Annotated in this window: 12 protein-coding genes and 1 pseudogene; 12 read left to right on the plus strand and 1 reads right to left on the minus strand. The window is 71.8% G+C overall.

Features of this window, described 5'->3' with window-relative positions; translation table 11 throughout:
- The first annotated feature begins 44 nt into the window (after positions 1–44).
- The 10 genes and pseudogenes from ACS3YM_RS03830 (at position 45) to ACS3YM_RS03875 (ending at position 14,032) form a co-directional block, all read left to right on the plus strand.
- Positions 45–1,469, plus strand: a complete 1,425-nt coding sequence (locus tag ACS3YM_RS03830) for a uracil-xanthine permease family protein (RefSeq protein ID WP_439938753.1) — start codon at positions 45–47, stop codon at positions 1,467–1,469.
- Entirely contained in the window at positions 1,466–2,320 is an 855-nt protein-coding gene (locus ACS3YM_RS03835) for an FAD binding domain-containing protein (RefSeq protein WP_439938754.1), read from the plus strand. Before ACS3YM_RS03830 ends, ACS3YM_RS03835 begins: the two co-directional genes overlap by 4 nt.
- A pseudogene (locus ACS3YM_RS03840) lies at positions 2,317–2,799 on the plus strand ((2Fe-2S)-binding protein); the annotation flags it as partial. The gene ACS3YM_RS03835 and the pseudogene ACS3YM_RS03840, both read left to right, overlap by 4 nt.
- A gap of 11 nt (positions 2,800–2,810) precedes the next feature.
- Positions 2,811–5,210, plus strand: a complete 2,400-nt coding sequence (cutA, locus tag ACS3YM_RS03845; RefSeq protein WP_439939828.1) for an aerobic carbon-monoxide dehydrogenase large subunit — start codon at positions 2,811–2,813, stop codon at positions 5,208–5,210.
- Positions 5,207–5,842 carry an SRPBCC family protein gene (locus ACS3YM_RS03850; RefSeq protein WP_439938755.1) on the plus strand — a complete coding sequence of 212 codons (636 nt, stop codon included), beginning with the start codon at positions 5,207–5,209 and terminating at the stop codon, positions 5,840–5,842. The genes cutA and ACS3YM_RS03850 overlap by 4 nt, the downstream gene beginning before the upstream one ends.
- Complete coding sequence (locus ACS3YM_RS03855; RefSeq protein ID WP_439938756.1) at positions 5,839–7,239, plus strand: amidase; 1,401 nt, start codon at positions 5,839–5,841, stop codon at positions 7,237–7,239. Before ACS3YM_RS03850 ends, ACS3YM_RS03855 begins: the two co-directional genes overlap by 4 nt.
- Positions 7,240–7,789: 550 nt before the next feature.
- Positions 7,790–9,901, plus strand: a complete 2,112-nt coding sequence (locus tag ACS3YM_RS03860; protein ID WP_439938757.1) for a hydantoinase/oxoprolinase family protein — start codon at positions 7,790–7,792, stop codon at positions 9,899–9,901.
- A complete protein-coding gene (locus tag ACS3YM_RS03865) occupies positions 9,901–11,883 on the plus strand; it encodes a hydantoinase B/oxoprolinase family protein (RefSeq protein WP_439938758.1) in 1,983 nt (660 codons plus the stop codon). Before ACS3YM_RS03860 ends, ACS3YM_RS03865 begins: the two co-directional genes overlap by 1 nt.
- Positions 11,884–11,888: 5 nt before the next feature.
- Entirely contained in the window at positions 11,889–12,578 is a 690-nt protein-coding gene (locus ACS3YM_RS03870; protein ID WP_439938760.1) for an SDR family oxidoreductase, read from the plus strand.
- An 86-nt stretch (positions 12,579–12,664) separates the two neighbouring features.
- On the plus strand, positions 12,665–14,032 hold the full coding sequence (locus ACS3YM_RS03875; protein ID WP_439938761.1) for a lanthionine synthetase LanC family protein: 1,368 nt from the start codon (positions 12,665–12,667) through the stop codon (positions 14,030–14,032).
- Here ACS3YM_RS03875 and ACS3YM_RS03880 read toward each other — a convergent pair.
- Positions 13,993–14,718: a hypothetical protein gene (locus ACS3YM_RS03880; RefSeq protein ID WP_439938762.1), complete on the minus strand. Its 726-nt coding sequence runs from the start codon at positions 14,716–14,718 to the stop codon at positions 13,993–13,995. The genes ACS3YM_RS03875 and ACS3YM_RS03880 overlap by 40 nt on opposite strands.
- A gap of 222 nt (positions 14,719–14,940) precedes the next feature.
- On the opposite strand from ACS3YM_RS03880, the gene ACS3YM_RS03885 reads away from it, so the two are divergent.
- A complete protein-coding gene (locus ACS3YM_RS03885; protein ID WP_439938763.1) occupies positions 14,941–15,876 on the plus strand; it encodes a carbamate kinase in 936 nt (311 codons plus the stop codon).
- A 23-nt stretch (positions 15,877–15,899) separates the two neighbouring features.
- Positions 15,900–17,006, plus strand: coding sequence for a ring-opening amidohydrolase (locus ACS3YM_RS03890; protein WP_439938764.1), 1,107 nt, complete (start codon positions 15,900–15,902; stop codon positions 17,004–17,006).
- Positions 17,007–17,046: the final 40 nt, after the last annotated feature.

Raw genomic sequence — 17,046 nt, forward strand, 5'->3', positions numbered from 1 at the left:
TGTGGATTCTCGGGACACACCCCTGCGAATCTGGAGGCCTGCACATGTCGATGTTCAAGTGGGACGTGGTTGATCCCGCACCTGGTGAGGCGGTGCTGCCACAGCAGCGGCTCCCGTGGGGCAAGACCATCGGGCTGGGTGCCCAGCACGTGGTCGCGATGTTCGGCGCCACCTTCGTCTTCCCGCTCGTCATGGGGCTCGACCCCAACCTCGCCATCATGTTCTCGGGCCTCTGCACGATCCTCTTCCTGCTGATCGTGCAGAACCGCGTGCCGAGCTACCTCGGCACCAGCGCGTCCTTCGTGGCCTCCGTCGCGGCGATCCGTGCCCTCGACGAGGGCAACGACTCCTCCTACGTGACCGGCGCGATCCTGGTCGGCGGGCTGACGCTCGCCGCGGTCGGCGTGCTGATCCACTTCGCCGGCGCCGAGCTGATCCACAGGATCCTGCCGCCCGCCGTGACCGGCGCCGTGGTCATGCTGATCGGCTTCAACCTCGCCCCCGTCGTCGCCGGCATCTACTGGCCCCAGGACCAGTGGATCGCGCTGCTGACCGCGGCCTTCATGGTGTTCGCCGCGGTGGCGCTGCCCGGCTTCTGGTCCCGCATCGCGGTGTTCCTCGCGCTGATCTTCGGCTACATCCTCTCCTTCGTCGCCGACAAGGTGCTCGGTCCGATCACCTCGGTCCTCCCGACCGGCCCCGACGCGGTCGAGCACGACCGCGTCTCCTGGGCCGGCGTCCAGGCCGCCGACTGGATCGGCCTGCCGAGCGGCACGCTGGCCGACGGCGTCTCCGTGGTCCACGGGCCGTCCTTCTCGCTGACCGCCATCCTGCTGGTGCTGCCGGGTGTCATCGCGCTCGTCGCCGAGAACACCGGGCACGTCAAGGCAGTCGCCGAGATGACGGGCCAGAACCTCGACCCCTACATGGGTCGTGCCATCGGCGCCGACGGCGTCGCGACCGCCTTCGCCAGCGCGTTCGGCGGCTCGCCGACGACGACGTACGCCGAGAACATCGGGGTCATGGGTGCGACGCGGGTCTACTCCACCGCGGCCTACTACGTCGCCGCCGCCGTCGCCATCCTGCTGGGCCTGTGCCCCAAGTTCGGCGCGATCGTCAACGCGACCCCCGGTGGGGTGCTCGGCGGCATCACCGTGGTGCTCTACGGAATGATCGGCCTCGTGGGCGCCAAGATCTGGGTCGAGAACGGCATCGACTTCGGCAACCCGGTCAACATGGTCGGCCTCTCCGCCGGCCTGATCGCCGGCATCGGTGGCGTCACCCTGACCTTCGGTGACGACTTCGAGCTCGGCGGCATCGCCCTCGGCACGATCCTCGTCATCCTCTTCTTCCACATGGTCAAGGGCCGGGGCAGCGAGGGCGCCGGCTCGGTGACCCGCAACCTCAGCCACCCCGACTACGACGGTGGCGTCGACGACGCCGCCTCGGGAGGCCCCGCCCCGCGATGAAGCCCGCACCCTTCGCCTACCTGCGCCCGTCCACCCTCGAGGAAGCCCTGACGGCACTCGCGGGGGAGCAGGGGGCGAAGGTGCTGGCCGGCGGTCAGTCCCTGGTCCCGCTGTTGTCCATGCGACTGGCCGCACCGTCGATGCTCATCGACATCAACGCCCTGCCGGACCTCGGCCACATCACCTGTGATGCGGCCGGGGTCCGGGTCGGGGCCCTGGCCCGGCACGCCGAGGTGCTCGCGTCCGCCGAGGCCGCCTCCGCCCAGCCCCTGCTCGCGCTGGCGCTCAGCCACGTGGCGCACCCGACGATCCGCAACCGCGGCACCACCGTCGGCTCTCTCGTGCACGCCGACGCCGCGGCTGAGATGCCCATGGTGCTGCGACTCCTGGAGGGATCGGTCGACGTCGCGTCGGTGCGCGGTCGTCGTACGATCCCGGCCGAGGAGCTCTTCGCCGGACCGCTCGAGTCGACGCTGGCCCACGACGAGGTCGCGGTCGAGGCGTTCTTCCCGGCCCTGCCGCCCGGCGGCGGCGTCGCCTTCCAGGAGATCGCCCGGCGCCACGGCGACTACGCCCTCGTCGGCGTCGCCGCGCTCGTCGAGACCGACGGCGGCGAGGTGACCCGGGCCCGGCTCGGCTACGTCTCGGTGAGCGACGTGCCCGTCGTCGTCGACGTCACCGACGCCCTCGACGACCCGGCCGCCAAGGCCCTGGCCGACCTCGAGCCGGCCGACGACATCCACGCGACCGCCGACTACCGCGCCCACCTGGTCAGGGTGCTGACGCCGCGGGTCCTGGCGGACGCTGTCCACCACGCCCGCCAGAGAACGGCACAGAGGAACCACGCATGACCGAACAGCTCCACGATGTCCGGCTCCACGTCAACGGGTCCGTGCACGAGGTCCAGGTGCCCGCACGGCGCCTGCTGTCCGACGCGCTGCGCCACGACTGCGGCCTGACCGGCACCCACGTCGGCTGCGAGCACGGGGTGTGCGGCGCGTGCACGGTGCTCGTCGACGGGACGCCGATGCGCTCGTGCCTGATGTTCGCGGTGTCCGCCGTGGACTCCGAGATCACCACGGTGGAGGGGTTGACCGAGGTCGACGGGTCGCTGTCGCCGGTGCAGCAGGCGTTCTCCGACTGCCACGGCCTCCAGTGCGGCTTCTGCACGCCCGGCTTCCTCACCACCATCACGGCCGGGCTGCGCGACAACCCCGACCCCTCGGAGGACGAGGCCAGGGAGATGATCGCCGGCAACCTGTGCCGCTGCACGGGCTACCAGAACATCGTGAAGTCGGTGCTGCGGGCTGCGGAGATCGGGGCCGAGAAGTGACGACCAAGATGTTCGGCGCCAAGGTCCCGCGCGTCGAGGACCAGCGCTTCCTGCGTGGCAAGGGCCGCTACGTCGACGACCTGCTGCACGACGACCCGCGGCTGCTGCACTCCGCCGTGCTGCGCTCGCCCCACGCCCACGCGCGCATCACCGACATCGACGTCTCCGACGTCCTCGACCTCGACGGCGTGGTCGCGGTCTGGACGTGGGAGGACCTGTCGGGCCCGATGGCCGAGCCGCTGCCGCTCCTCATCCCGCACCCGACGCTCACCCACGGCCGCACGCAGTACGCCCTCGCGAAGGACGAGGTGAACTACGTCGGCGAGGCGATCGCCTTCGTGGTCGCCGTCGACCGCTACGTCGCGGAGGACGCGGTCTCGCGGATCCGGGTGTCCTACGACTACCTCGAGCCCGTCGTCGGCATCGCCGCCGCCCGCGCGGCCGACCGCCTCGTCCACGACGACGTACCCGGCAACGTCGGTGCGCGCATGGAGCAGGAGAACGGCGACGCCCGCGCCGCGATCGCCGACGCCCCGCACACCCTGACCCTCGACCTCGACGTCGAGCGCTCGGCCTGTACGCCGATGGAGGGCCGCGGCACGGTGGCCCGGTGGGACCCCGACACGTCCCGCCTCACGGTGTGGTCGTCGACCCAGACGTCGACCGGTGTGCGCGGCTGCGTGGCCGCCAAGCTCGGGCTCGACCTGGCGAAGGTCGACGTGATCACCCCTGACGTGGGCGGCGGCTTCGGCGTGAAGATCAACCACCCGTGGCCCGAGGAGCTCCTGGTCCCGCTGGCCGCGATGACGCTGGGCCGGCCGGTGAAGTTCACCGAGGACCGGCGCGAGCACTTCATCTCCTCCGCCCACGAGCGCGCCCAGCAGCACCACGTCGAGGTCGGCTTCGACGACGACGGCCGGGTGCTCGGGCTCAACGTGGAGTTCTGGCACGACCACGGCGCCTACACGCCCTACGGGCTGATCGTCCCGATCATCACCTCGACGCAGCTGCTCGGCCCCTACAAGCCGGCCAACTACCGCGTCGTCTTCGAGTCGCTCTACACCAACACCGTGATCGTCACGCCCTACCGCGGCGCCGGGCGGCCACAGGGGTGCTTCGTGATGGAGCGGACGATGGACGCGATCGCGGCCTACCTCGGCAAGGACCGCACCGAGGTGCGCAGCACCAACTTCATCCAGCCCGACGAGTTCCCCTACGAGCACGGCCTGACGTTCCAGGACGGCCGCCCGCTCACCTACGACTCCGGCGACTACCCGGCGTCGCTCGCCAAGCTGAAGGAGCTCGTGGGCTGGGACGAGTTCGAGCAGTTCCGCGCCGAGATGGCGGCCCAGGGTCGTCGCGTCGGCATCGGCCTCGCCTGCTACGTCGAGGGCACGGGCGTCGGCCCCTACGAGGGCGCCCACGTGCACATCGAGACCTCGGGCAAGGTCAAGGTCGCGACCGGCCTGACCACGCAGGGGCAGGGCCACCAGACCGCCTTCGCGCAGATCGTCGCCGACACCCTGGGCGTGCGCTTCGAGGACGTCGAGATCACCACCGGCGACACCCGCAAGATGCCGTACGCCGTCGGCACGTTCGCCTCGCGCGCCGCCGTGATGAGCGGCTCGGCGATCCACCTCGCCGCGCTGCGGGCCAGGGAGAAGGCGCTGCGGATCGCGGCCGAGGCGCTGGAGGCGTCCGAGGAGGACCTCGAGATCGCCGACGGCGTCGTCTCGGTGCGCGGCACCGACGCGAGCATCGACCTCGGCACGGTCGCCGTGCTGTCCAACCCGCTGCGCTACGCCTTCGACGAGGCGTCCAAGGCCGCCACCCAGTTCTCCGTCGGGGACCCCGGCAAGCCGCCGGTCGCCGAGGACGACGAGCCGGGCCTGGAGGGCAAGGACTTCTACTCGCCCGAGCGCTCGACCTTCGCCAACGGCATGCACGCCGTGATCGTCGAGACCGACCCCGACACGGCCGAGATCAGGATCCTCAAGTACGCCGTCGTGCACGACTGCGGCCACCTGATCAACCCGATGATCGTGGAGGGCCAGATCCACGGCGGAGTCGCGCAGGGCGTCGGGGGAGCGCTCTACGAGAGGATGGCCTACGACGAGTCGGGGCAGCTGCTGAACGCCTCGTTCATGGACTTCCTGATGCCCTACGTCACCGAGGTGCCCACGACGATCGACATCGACCACCTCGAGACGGCCTCGCCGCTCAACCCGCTCGGCATCAAGGGCGCCGGCGAGGCCGGGGTGATCCCGTCCGCCGCGGTGTTCGCCGCGGCCATCGAGGACGCCGAGGGCATTCCCATCACGGCGATGCCGATCTCGCCGTCCGAGCTCTACGCGCTGCGCCTCGCGCACGCCCATGACACAGACCCCCTGCGTGAGGAGACCTTGTGAAGTTCACCGGAGAGAACACCCTCGCCGCCCCCGTCGAGCAGGCGTGGGACGCGCTTCTCGACCCCGCCGTGCTGGTGCGCACCATCCCCGGCTGCGAGCGGCTCGAGGCGACCGGCGAGAACGCCTACGCCATGACGGTGACCGCGGGCGTGGCCTCGATCAAGGGCACGTACGCCGGCTCGTGCCAGCTGACCGACCTCGTCGAGCACGAGTCGCTGGTCATGAAACTCGACGGCGCCGGCGCCCCCGGCACCATCGGGGCGACCGTCAACGTCCGCTTCACGCCCGAGGGCTCGTCGACGCGGGTCTCCTACGACGCGGACGCGATCGTCGGCGGCATGATCGGCGGCGTCGGCCAGCGGATGCTCACCAGCGTCTCGCGCCGGATGGCCGGGGAGTTCTTCGGCAACGTCGACACCGCGATCGCCGGAGGGCTGGTCGAGGCGCCGGCCGCCGAACCGGCCGCAGCGGCTGCGCCCGGAGCCCCCGCCGCCGCGGGCCAGGTCTTCACGGCGCCGGCCAAGGTGCCGGCCGCCGGGTCCCGGCAGGAGTTCCTCACCGGCGTCGCGGTGGGCGCGGGTCTGGTCGTGCTCGGCGTCATCGTCGGAGGCGTGTTCGGTCGCCGGCGATGACCGACCTGACCGTCGACTCGACCGCCCGGGCCCAGGCTGCCGCCGTACGGTCCGGGGAGATCTCCGCGGCCGAGCTGCTGGAGCTGCACCTCGACCGGATCGAGGAGCGCAACCCCGAGCTCAACGCGATCGTGTCGCTCGACGCCGAGCGGGCCCGCTCAGCGGCGGCGGTCGCCGACCAGGTGCAGGGGTCCGGGGGCGAGCTCGGCCCGCTGCACGGCCTGCCCTTCGCGGTGAAGGACACCCACGCGCTGAAGGGCTGGCGCACGACCTACGGCTCACCGCTGTTCGCCGACGCGGTGGCCGACCACGACGACCTGCTCGTCGAGCGGATCCGCGCCGCCGGGGCGGTCTTCATCGGCAAGACCAACGTGCCGGAGTTCGCTGCCGGCTCGCACACCTTCAACACGGTCTTCGGAGTGACCCGCAACCCGCGCGACCCCAGCCGCTCCGCCGGCGGGTCCAGCGGGGGAGCGGCCTGCGCGCTGGCCTCCGGGATGGTGCCGTTGGCTGACGGGTCCGACATGGGCGGCTCGCTGCGCAACCCCGCGTCGTTCTGCGGCGTGGTCGGGATGCGGCCCTCGCTGGGCCGGGTGCCCGAGTGGCCGCTCTACAACCAGTGGGAGAGCACGTCGGTGGGCGGCCCGATGGCCCGCAACGTCGGTGACCTCGCGCTGCTCCTCTCGGTCATCGCCGGGCCCGACCCGCGGGCGCCGCAGGCGCTGGGCGACCCGGGCTCGACCTTCGCGCCGCCGCTCGAGCCCGCCTCGCTGGCCGGGCTGCGGGTGGCGTGCTCGGTGGACCTCGGCGGCGCGCTCGTGGTCGACCACGAGGTCGCGGACGTCGTACGAGCCAGCGCGGCGCGGCTCTCCGACGCCGGCGCGGCCGTCGCCGACGCCCACCCGGACCTCTCCCTGGCCGACGACACCTTCCGCACGCTGCGGGCGTGGCACTTCCAGGCCAAGCTCGGCGCGCTGCTCGCCGAGCACCCGACGTCCTTCAAGCCCTCGCTCGAGGCCAACATCCGGGCGGGGGAGCCGCTCACCGGGGCCGACGTGGCGCGGGCCTACACCCAGCGCACTGCGCTCTCGGAGACCATGCGGCTGTTCTTCGGCGACCACGACGTGCTCCTGCTGCCGACCTCGCAGGTGCCCCCGTTCCCGGTGGAGCAGGAGTTCCCCGAGACGATCAACGGCCAGGAGATGCCCGACTACCTCGCCTGGATGCGCTCGGCGTACTTCATCACCGTCACCGGCTGCCCCGCGATCTCGGTGCCGGCCGGCACCACGGCCGACGGCCTCCCCGTCGGCATCCAGCTGGTCGCCCGGCACGGCGCCGACCGCCGGCTCCTCGAGGTCGCCGCCGCGGTCGAGGCCCTCCTCGCCACCACGCGGTAGTCCGCCGGGAATTGGCTGTCCGAACGGTCTCGGAACGACCGTTTCCCGGTGGACTACCAGCACGGAGCGACGCACGCCCTGTGGAGGGAGGTGTGGAGAAACGTCGTGAGCCTGGGGACGAACCGGGCCGCGGCTGGGGACGACGCGCCGGAACTCGAAGTATGTGGAAATCCGGGCCGAAAGTCCCTTGTGAGCAGGGCTGCCAGGGCATAGAACTGTCCTACGCAGTCCCGGAAGGGAAGGCGGGATGGCTCCGGATGGAGGGTCCGCACGACGGGAAGCCGGTTCGCCGGACGAACGTCGCAGACACCGGGTGATGCGGTGACTGGGACCGGAAGGACGGAGTGATCGACCGGGAGCATCACCACGAACGGTCAACCCGATGCCTTGGACGCTTCGGCGACCTGGACATCATCAGAAGGGCCCTTGCCGCTCATACCGACAAGGGCCCTTCGCCTTTCCCCACGCAGCACGACTTGCCGAAGGTGGGCCTGTTCGTCGGCAATCTCTGCCGTGGTCGCTGCCACACCCACTCGGTTGAATCGTCACCATGCCCACGCAGACGGCGGATGACGCAGCACAGGACCGGCGGATCAGGATCGGCATCGACACCGGTGGCACGTTCACCGACGTGGTCGCCTTCGACGAGGACTCGGGGGAGCTGGTCACGACCAAGACCCCCAGCACGCCGGGCAACCCGGCCGACGGCTTCATCGCCGGCATCGAGAAGATCCTCGACATCGTCGGAGCCCGCGGCAGCGACATCACCGCTGTCTCGCACGGCACCACGGTCGCCACCAACAAGCTGCTCGAGGGCAAGGTCGAGGCGCTCGGCTTCATCACCACCGAGGGCTACGAGTTCATGCTCGAGATCGCCCGCCAGTCGGTGCCCGACGGCTACGGCAACTCCTACTTCTGGGTCAAGCCCGACCGCATCGTGCCGGCCGACCGGGTCCGCACCGTCGGTGGACGCCTCGACTTCACCGGCGCCGAGATCCGTCCCTTCGACGAGGACGCCGCCGTCGCCGCGGCCCGGTGGTTCAAGGACCGGGGCATCGCCACGATCGGCGTCTGCTTCCTCCACGCCTACGCCAACGACGAGCACGAGCTGCGGATGCGTGAGATCCTGCGCCGCGAGCACCCCGAGGCGATCGTGTCGATCTCCAGCGAAGTCCTGCGCGAGTACCGCGAGTACGAGCGCGCGATGACGACGCTCGTCGACGCGGCGGTGAAGCCCAACGTCAGCCGTTACGTCACGAACATCTCCGAGCGGTTGCTCAACTTCACGGGCAACGCGATCCCGTTCTACGTGATGAAGTCCAACGGCGGCGTGCTGTCGGCCGACGAGGTCGTGCACCAGCCGATCACCACCGTGCTGTCGGGTCCGGCCGCTGGTGCGCTCGGCGCCGCGCTGATCGCCAAGGTCGCGGGCTTCCCCAAGATCCTCACCTGCGACGGCGGGGGTACGTCGACCGACGTGTCCGTCGTGCTCGACGGCGAGCCGACCCTCACCACCGAGGGCACGGTCGGCGCCTACCCGAGCAAGATCCCGATGATCGACGTTGTCACCGTCGGGGCAGGCGGCGGCTCGATCGCCTGGCTCTCCCCGGAGGGCAGCCTCAAGGTCGGCCCGCACTCGGCCGGCGCCGACCCCGGCCCGCTCTGCTATGCCAAGGGCGGCACGCAGCCGACCATCACCGACGCCCACGTCACCCTCGGCCGGATCCCTCCCCACCTGCTCGGCGGCGAGATCCCGCTGGACGTGGAGGCGGCCCGAGCAGGCATCGCCGACCTCGCCGAGCAGCTCGGCCTCGACTTCGAGACCTGCGCGACCGGGATCCTCGAGATCTCCGCCTGGAACCAGGCCAACGCCCTGCGGCAGGTCAGCGTCAAGCGCGGCCTCGACGTCCGCGACTTCATGCTGACGACCTTCGGCGGCTCCGGCTCGCTGCTGGCCTGCCGCCTCGTCGACATCCTCGACCTCGCCGGGGTCGTCGTACCTCCCAACCCGGGCAACGTCAGCGCGTTCGGGCTGCTGACCGTCGACGTGAAGAACGACTACGTCCAGACCCACGTCGCCAAGGAGTCGACGCTCGACCACGCCGCGGCCCAGGAGATCCTCGACAGCCTCACCGACCGGGCCCGCGAGGCGCTCGACAAGGAGGGCTTCGCCGCCGAGGACCACCGCTTCCAGCGGACGATCGACGTGAGGTACGTCGGCCAGGCCTACGAGGTGCGGGTCGCCGCGCCCGAGGGCACCATCGACGCGGCGTACGTCGAGCAGGTGGCCGACGCCTTCCACGCCGACCACCGCCAGCTCTACGGCTACGACTTCCGCGGCGACCGCGACCAGCAGGTCGAGTGGGTCAACCTCCGCGTCACCGGCATCGGCCCGATCACGCGTCCGGAGATCCGGACCCTCGACAAGGCCGACGGCGACCTGGAGGACCGCGCCGTCCGCGGCCGTCGTCCGGTCTGCTTCGACGCCGCGCAGGGCTACGTCGACACGCCGGTCATCTGGCGCGGCGACCTCGGCGCCGGCGACACCTTCACCGGGCCCGCCATCGTCGAGGAGTTCGGCTCCACCATCCCCGTCCACCCGGGCTTCGTCGTCGAGGTCGACGACTGGGCCAACCTCGTGATCCGAAAGGTGGCCAGCTGATGGCTGCAGTCGACCCGGCGTACGTCACCGCGAAGCCGGTCAACCCGGCCGGACTGCCGACGGCGTACGAGCACGGCGGGCGCCTGACGCCCGAGGGCACGCACGTCGACCCGATCCTCGTCGAGATCGTCCAGGGCACCCTGGCGAGCGTCGAGATGGAGGTCGAGACCGCCATCGGGCGGACGTCGCGAAGCCCGATGATCCGCGACGCCCACGACTTCCGCGCCGGCATCCACGACCGCCAGCTGCGCAAGCTCACCGGCCGCTCCTACAGCGCGCTGGTGCACCCGATCGTGCGCGACTACCCGATCGCGGAGATGCGCGAGGGCGACGTCTTCTTCCACAACGACGTCTACGAGTCGGAGGGCGGCATCGGTCACCTGCCCGACCTGTGCGTCACCGTCCCGGTGTTCCACGAGGGCGAGGTCGTCGCCTTCGTGCAGGCCTTCGGTCACCACGACGACATCGGCGGCGCGGTCCCGGGCTCGATGCCCAGCAACGCGACGACCGTCTACGAGGAGGGGCTGGCGGTCCCGCCGATCAAGCTGTGGGACGCCGGGGTGCCCAACAAGTCGGCGTTGCGCATCATGACCCGCAACTCGCGGATGCCCGACAGCCTGGCCGCCGACCTCGACGCCGAGTGCTCGGCCTGCCTGATGGGTGCGCGCCGGCTGGGCGAGCTCTTCGAGCGCTACGGCCGCGACGCCATCGAGGCGTCCTTCGACGCCATCCTCGACACCACCACCGAGACCTACCGGCGCGAGATCCTCTCCAAGATCCCCGACGGCACCTACGTCTGGGAGGACTACGCCGAGCACGACGGCGTCGACGAGCCCCAGCTGCACACCCAGCGGATCACGCTGACCAAGGTGAGCGACGCCCCGGCTGACCCCGAGAACGGCCGCCCCGCGGGCCCGCGGCTGATCATCGACTTCACCGGCACCAGCGCCCAGGCCAAGGGCCCGATCAACCACTGCGGCGACTACGTCGGAGGCAACTTCCTCAAGAAGTGGCTCGCCCCGATCCTGCGCAACCTCGCCGACACTCCCGAGCGCATGGCCGAGCTCGACGTCAACGAGGGCATCGTCCCCCTCATCGAGATGCGCTTCCCCGAGAAGGGCACCCTGCTCACCCCGATCCACCCGGGCCCGACCAACGCCCGCACGTTCGTGATCCTGCGGCTGCTCGGCGTGCTCGCCGGCGTGGTGGCCAAGGCGGTCGACGGCAAGATGCCGGCCGACCAGGAGACCATCCGCTACACCGGCGTCTACGGCAAGGACCTCGACGGCAACGACTACCTCATGCGCGAGGTCCTCGGCGGCGGCTCCGGCGGGCGCTACTACGCCGACGGCGAGGACACCATCCACGTGGTGCCCGACTCGCGCAACCTGCCGACCGAGTTCACCGAGTCGCGCTTCCCGTTCATCGTCGAGCGCCTCGGACTCGCGCAGGACTCCGGCGGCGCGGGCCAGTTCCGGGGCGGCCTGGGCTACGAGAAGCACATCCGGATGCTCAAGGACGCGCACTTCATGTCGATCGCCGACCGCTCGATCCTGGCCTGCTGGGGCGTGCGCGGCGGCAAGGCCGGCGCGCCGTTCCAGGTCGTCATCGACCCGGGCGGCCCCGACGAGCGCGAGGTCGACGCCCTCGCCGACGCCGAGGAGATCAAGGCCGGCCAGGTCGTGCGCATCCGTACGACGGGTGGCGGCGGCTGGGGCGACCCGCTGGCCCGCGACCCCGAGCTCGTGGTGCGCGACGTGGTCTGGCGCAAGGTCTCGGCCGAGGCCGCGCTCCGCGACTACGGCGTGGTGCTCACCGGCTCCGCGGAGGCGGGCGACCTGGGCTTCGACGCGTCCGCGACCTCCGCGGAGCGGGCGGGTCGCGCGGCGTGGAGCCGCGAGGACGACGCCTTCTTCGACCGCGGTCCGGGCTACTCCTCGCTGGCTGACGGCGCCCCGTTCGCCGAGGTCGACAGGATCTGAGCACGGTGCGGGTCGCGGTCCTCGGCGGGCACGGCAAGACCGGCCGCGCCGTCTGCTCCGGGCTGGCCGACCGCGGCGTCGAGGCGGTGCCGCTGGGCCGCGCCGACTGGGACGACCTGTCGTCGGCCGTGGCCGGGTGCGAGGCGGCGTACGTCATCGCGCCCAACCTGCACCCGGACGAGCCGGCCTACGTCGCGTCCGCCCTGGTTGCCCTGTCAGGGGCCGGGGTGGCGCGCGTGGGCTACCACTCCGTCGCCTCGCCCTACGCGCCCGCGATGCCGCACCACCTCGGCAAGGCCGTCAGCGAGGACCTGGTCCGCCGCAGCGGCCTGGACTGGACGATCCTCCAGCCCGGCGCCTACCTGCAGAACCTCGACCTCACCGGCCCGCTCGACCTGCCCTACTCGCCCGACGTCCCCTTCGGCTTCCTCGACCTCGCCGACCTCGGCCGGGCCGCGGCCGTCGTGCTGACCGAGGCCGGCCACGGCGGGGCGACGTACGAGCTCGCGACGCGCGTCGCGACGGTGCGCGAGCTCGCGGACGAGGCCGGCGTGCCGGTGCGGCAGGTCCCCGACCCGGGCACCCACCCCTGGCTCAGCGCGATGTTCGCCTACTACGACGACCACGGCCTGCCCGTCGGTACCCGCGTGCTGGCCATGCTCCTCGGTCGGCAGGAGTCACCGGGTACCCGGTGATCGCAGCGGTTCCCGGCCGATGCAACCGGCAGGAACCCGCAGGAAAGGACAGGAACCCCGGGCCCGGGTCCTGTCATGATCGCGCCATGACGAACCCCGAGACGTACGCCGACCTCGGCGAGGCGGCGTGGCGCTGGGTGCTCGACCAGGTCCGGTGGGACGACGGCGGGCCGTGGATCCCGGTGTCGGTGCCTCACGAGGGCGGGCCGCCCGAGGACCGCGACGGCATGCACAGCGGCATCGGCGGGCTGGCCCACGTGCTCGCGGAGGTGCGCGAGTCCCGGCCGTGGACCGACGAGGAGCAGGCGCTGGCCGCCGGGATCGCCGAGCGGGTCGGGCGTGGCCTGGCGACAGCCACGGGCTACTCCTACTTCGACGGCCTGGTCAGCGACATCGGTGTCCTGTCGGCCCTCGAGGTCGAGGGGACCGACCGGGCGATCGCCCGGCTGGCCGAGCTGATGCAGGACGACGGCTGGGAGCAGCCGTGGATGCCGCACCCGCCCTTCGCCCCGCACGCACGCGTCAACGACGCGACGCTCGGCACGGCCGGAAACCTGCTCGGCGCGGTGTGGGCGCACCGGCACGACGTGCCCGGTGCGACGGAGCTCGCGCACCGCACCGCCGGCATCCTGCTGACCGAGGGCGAGCCGACGGACGCCGGCACCAACTGGTCCTTCCTGCCGCCGCGCTTCACCGAGCAGGTCCGCGCCGAGCGCGGCGAGATGCAGATGCCCAACTGGTCGCACGGCCTGGCCGGCATCGCCGCCTCGCTCGCCGTCGCCGGCAGCGAGCTGGGGCGGTCCGACCTGGTCGAGGCCGCCCGCAGCGGTGCCGAGCACCTCGTCACGCTGGGCGACACCCGCGACGACGGCTTCGTGCTGCCGCACGTGATCCCGCGCGACCCCGACATGGACGAGGTGACCTACACCTGGTGCCACGGTCCGACCGGCACCTCGTTGCTCTTCACCGCGCTCGAGCACGCCGGCGTCGAGCAGGTCGCGGGGGAGACGCCTGCCCAGTGGCAGCGCCGCTGCCTGCACAGCATCCGCACCTCCGGGATCCCCGAGCGCCTGCACCCGGGCTTCTGGGACAACGACGGCCGCTGCTGCGGCACCGCAGGCGTCGGCGACGTCTTCCTCGACGCCTGGCAGCGACGCGGCGTCGAGGACGACCTCGCCTTCGCCCGGGTGCTCGGTGACGCAATCGTCGAGCGGGCGGTCGTCCACGGCGACCGCGCCTGCTGGCGCTTCACCGAGCACCGCAACGAGGATCCGCTGCTCCCGCCCGGGGTGGGCTGGATGCAGGGCACCGCCGGCATCGCGGCGTACCTCCTCCGGCTCGCGCGCGTGCTCCGCGAGGGTCGTACGACGCCCGCAGTCGCGCGCCTCGACACCTGGTGGAACGTCCCGCAGCCTCAGGCCCGTGATCGGGCGGCGGCGTCTCGCTCGAGGTAGAGCTCCTGGTCGAGCGGCGCGCGACCCGACACCTCCGGGGCCTCGCGGGCCTCGGCGCGGAGCTTGAGGCCCCGGAGCATCCCGCGCGACATGACGAAGTCCGACGGGATGATCGTGGCGACGTAGAGGCCGGTGAGCCACCACGGGCTCGTGTGCCCGCGCACCCGGAGGTGGATGCGGGTGGCGGACCCCGGCAGCTCGGTCAGGCAGAAGGTCCAGGTCCACGCGATCCGCGCCCGGCGCTCGGCTCCCCACTCCGGCGGCAGGTGGGTGCGTGAGCGCAGCACCAGCAGCCCGGGCGGTTCGGCGCGGGCGACGCGGAAGTGCGCCGTCCCGGGCCTCCCGTCGGGGATGACGTCACCCACCCGGAGGTCGCGGACCAGCTGCGGGTCGAGCCGGTCGAGGCTCTCCCAGTTGTCACGGAAGAGCAGCCGGTCGACCCAGTGGGGCGTGTACCAGCCGCCGAGGTGCCAGCCCATCTGGGTCAGCCACGGCCAGATCTCCTCCGGCGTCGCCGCCACGGTGATGGCGTGGTCCATCACCATCTGCGGGCCCCGGACCAGTCCGTCGCCCGGCAGCGGCGCGGCGCGCTCGTCCGCGGTCGATCCCGCCCGCCGCCCCAGCACCTGCAGCGCCGCGCCGGCGGCGACGAGTGCGGCGCCTGCTCGGAGGAGTGCCTGGAGCACGGCGGTCCTCCCTTCCTGCCGGTCCGACGCCTTCGAGCATCGGCCGTCCGCCACGGACTCCGACAGGGCTGCACGGCGCGCCGGACCGGGACCAACGGCCCGCCCCTGGTGGGGGACTCAGGCCACCGCGATCTCCAGTGACAAGTTCTGCCAGCGAACGGCGCCGTTGTTGGCCGAAAGTGCCGTGGGGAGCCTGTGATCGGCGCCACTAGGGTCGAGCGCATGAGGGTCCTGCTCGCACTCGGCGGCAACGCCATGACCAATGCCGACGGGCGGGCACGTCCCGAGGACCAGATCGCCGCGGCACAGGTGGCGATGGCCGCGGTCGCGGGCCTGCTGGAGCACGACCACGACGTCGTCATCACGCACGGCAACGGCCCCCAGGTCGGCAACCTCCTCGTCAAGAACGAGCTGGCCGCGGGCGTCGTACCCCCCGTCCCGCTGGACTGGTGCGGTGCCCAGACCCAGGCCACGCTCGGCTTCGTGCTCATGGACGCCCTCGACCACGAGCTGGCCCAGCGGGGGGTGGAGCGGCGCAGCGCCGCCCTCGTGACCCGCACCCTCGTCGACGCCGACGACGAGGGGTTCACCACGCCCACCAAGCCGATCGGCCGCCACCTCCCGGAGGCGGAGGCCAAGGTGCTGATGGGCCACGGCGAGACCTGGGAGGACCGCGGCGACAAGGGGTGGCGACGGGTCGTCGCCTCGCCCGAGCCGCTGGAGATCCTCGACGCCCCGGCCGTCCTCGCGCTGATCGAGGCCGGCTTCGTCGTCGTCGCCAACGGCGGTGGCGGCATCCCGCACGTACGCCGTCCCGACGGCTCGCTCGCCGGCGTGGAGGCCGTCATTGACAAGGACCTCGGCGCCGCGCTGCTCGCCGGGACCACGAGCGCCGACGTGCTCGTCATCGCCACCGACGTGCCCAATGCCGTCATCCGCTGGGGAACGCCCGAGGCGGAGCCGCTCGGCACGGTCACCGTCGAGGAGATGCGCGCCCTCGCCGCCGAGGGCCACTTCGCCTCCGGCTCGATGGGGCCGAAGGTCGACGCCGTGTGCCGGTTCGTCGAGACGACCGGTCGCCGCGGCGTCATCACCAGCCTCGACCAGATCACCGCAGCGGTCGCCGGTGACGCCGGCACCGTCGTCGTACCCACCTGACCGCAACGAAAGGAAGCACCGCCATGCCCAGCGCCATCGAGGTCCGCAAGGTCCCCATCCACTCCGTGGCCGACGCCTCGGAGCTCACCAAGCTCATCGACGAGGGCGTCATCGCGGCCGACCGCGTCTTCGCGATCATCGGCAAGACCGAGGGCAACGGCGGCGTCAACGACTACACCCGGATCATCGCCGACCGCGCCTTCCGCGAGGCCCTGATCGCCAAGGGAGCCGACCCCGAGCAGGTCAAGGGCGTCCCGATTGTGTGGTCCGGCGGCACCGACGGCGTCATCAGCCCCCACGCCACGATCTTCGCGACCACCGACGTCCCCGAGGACGACCCGTCGCGCCAGGAGATGCGGCTGACCGCCGGCTTCGCGATGAGCGAGGCGATCCTGCCCGAGGAGATCGGCTACACCGCGATGATCGAGAAGGTCGCCGCCGGGGTGAAGGTCGCCATGGAGCGTGCCGGCATCACCGACCCGGCCGACGTCCACTACGTGCAGACCAAGACCCCGCTGCTCACCATCCACACGATCCGCGACGCCAAGTCGCGCGGCAAGACGGTGTGGACCGAGCACACGCACGAGTCGATGGACCTCTCCAACGGCGTCACGGGCCTCGGCATCGCCGTCGCGCTCGGCGAGATCGAGATGCCGACCGACGAGGACGTCATGCACAACCGCGAGCTCTACTCCTCGGTCGCGTCGTGCTCCTCGGGCGTCGAGCTCGACCAGGCGCAGATCGTCGTCGTCGGCAACGCCACCGGTGTGGGCGGCAAGTACCGCATCGGCCACTCGGTGATGAAGGACGCCCTCGACGCCGACGGCATCTGGGAGGCCATCCGCTCCGCCGGCCTCGACCTGCCCGAGCGTCCCCGCACCAGCGACCTCGACGGCCGGCTCGTCAACGTCTTCCTCAAGTGCGAGGCCAGCCAGGACGGCATGGTCCGCGGGCGCCGCAACGCGATGCTGGACGACTCCGACGTGCACTGGCACCGCCAGATCAAGTCCTGCGTCGGCGGCGTCACCGCGGCCGTCACGGGCGACCCGGCAGTCTTCGTCTCGGTCTCCGCGGCCCATCAGGGCCCCGAGGGTGGCGGCCCGGTCGCCGCGATCGTCGACCTGTCCTGAGCTTCGTCCACACCCCGTCCGCGGGGCCGGCAGGCAGCTG

This window comes from Nocardioides sp. N13(2025) (assembly GCF_051912545.1).
Lineage (GTDB): Bacteria > Actinomycetota > Actinomycetes > Propionibacteriales > Nocardioidaceae > Nocardioides.

Coding starts and splice junctions, on each gene's coding strand:
- ACS3YM_RS03835 (WP_439938754.1), top strand. CDS start 1,466: ATGAAGCCCGCACCCTTCGCCTACCTGCGCCCGTCCACCCTCGAGGAA.
- cutA (WP_439939828.1), top strand. CDS start 2,811: ATGTTCGGCGCCAAGGTCCCGCGCGTCGAGGACCAGCGCTTCCTGCGT.
- ACS3YM_RS03865 (WP_439938758.1), top strand. CDS start 9,901: ATGGCTGCAGTCGACCCGGCGTACGTCACCGCGAAGCCGGTCAACCCG.
- ACS3YM_RS03875 (WP_439938761.1), top strand. CDS start 12,665: ATGACGAACCCCGAGACGTACGCCGACCTCGGCGAGGCGGCGTGGCGC.
- ACS3YM_RS03885 (WP_439938763.1), top strand. CDS start 14,941: ATGAGGGTCCTGCTCGCACTCGGCGGCAACGCCATGACCAATGCCGAC.
- ACS3YM_RS03830 (WP_439938753.1), top strand. CDS start 45: ATGTCGATGTTCAAGTGGGACGTGGTTGATCCCGCACCTGGTGAGGCG.
- ACS3YM_RS03860 (WP_439938757.1), top strand. CDS start 7,790: ATGCCCACGCAGACGGCGGATGACGCAGCACAGGACCGGCGGATCAGG.
- ACS3YM_RS03855 (WP_439938756.1), top strand. CDS start 5,839: ATGACCGACCTGACCGTCGACTCGACCGCCCGGGCCCAGGCTGCCGCC.
- ACS3YM_RS03890 (WP_439938764.1), top strand. CDS start 15,900: ATGCCCAGCGCCATCGAGGTCCGCAAGGTCCCCATCCACTCCGTGGCC.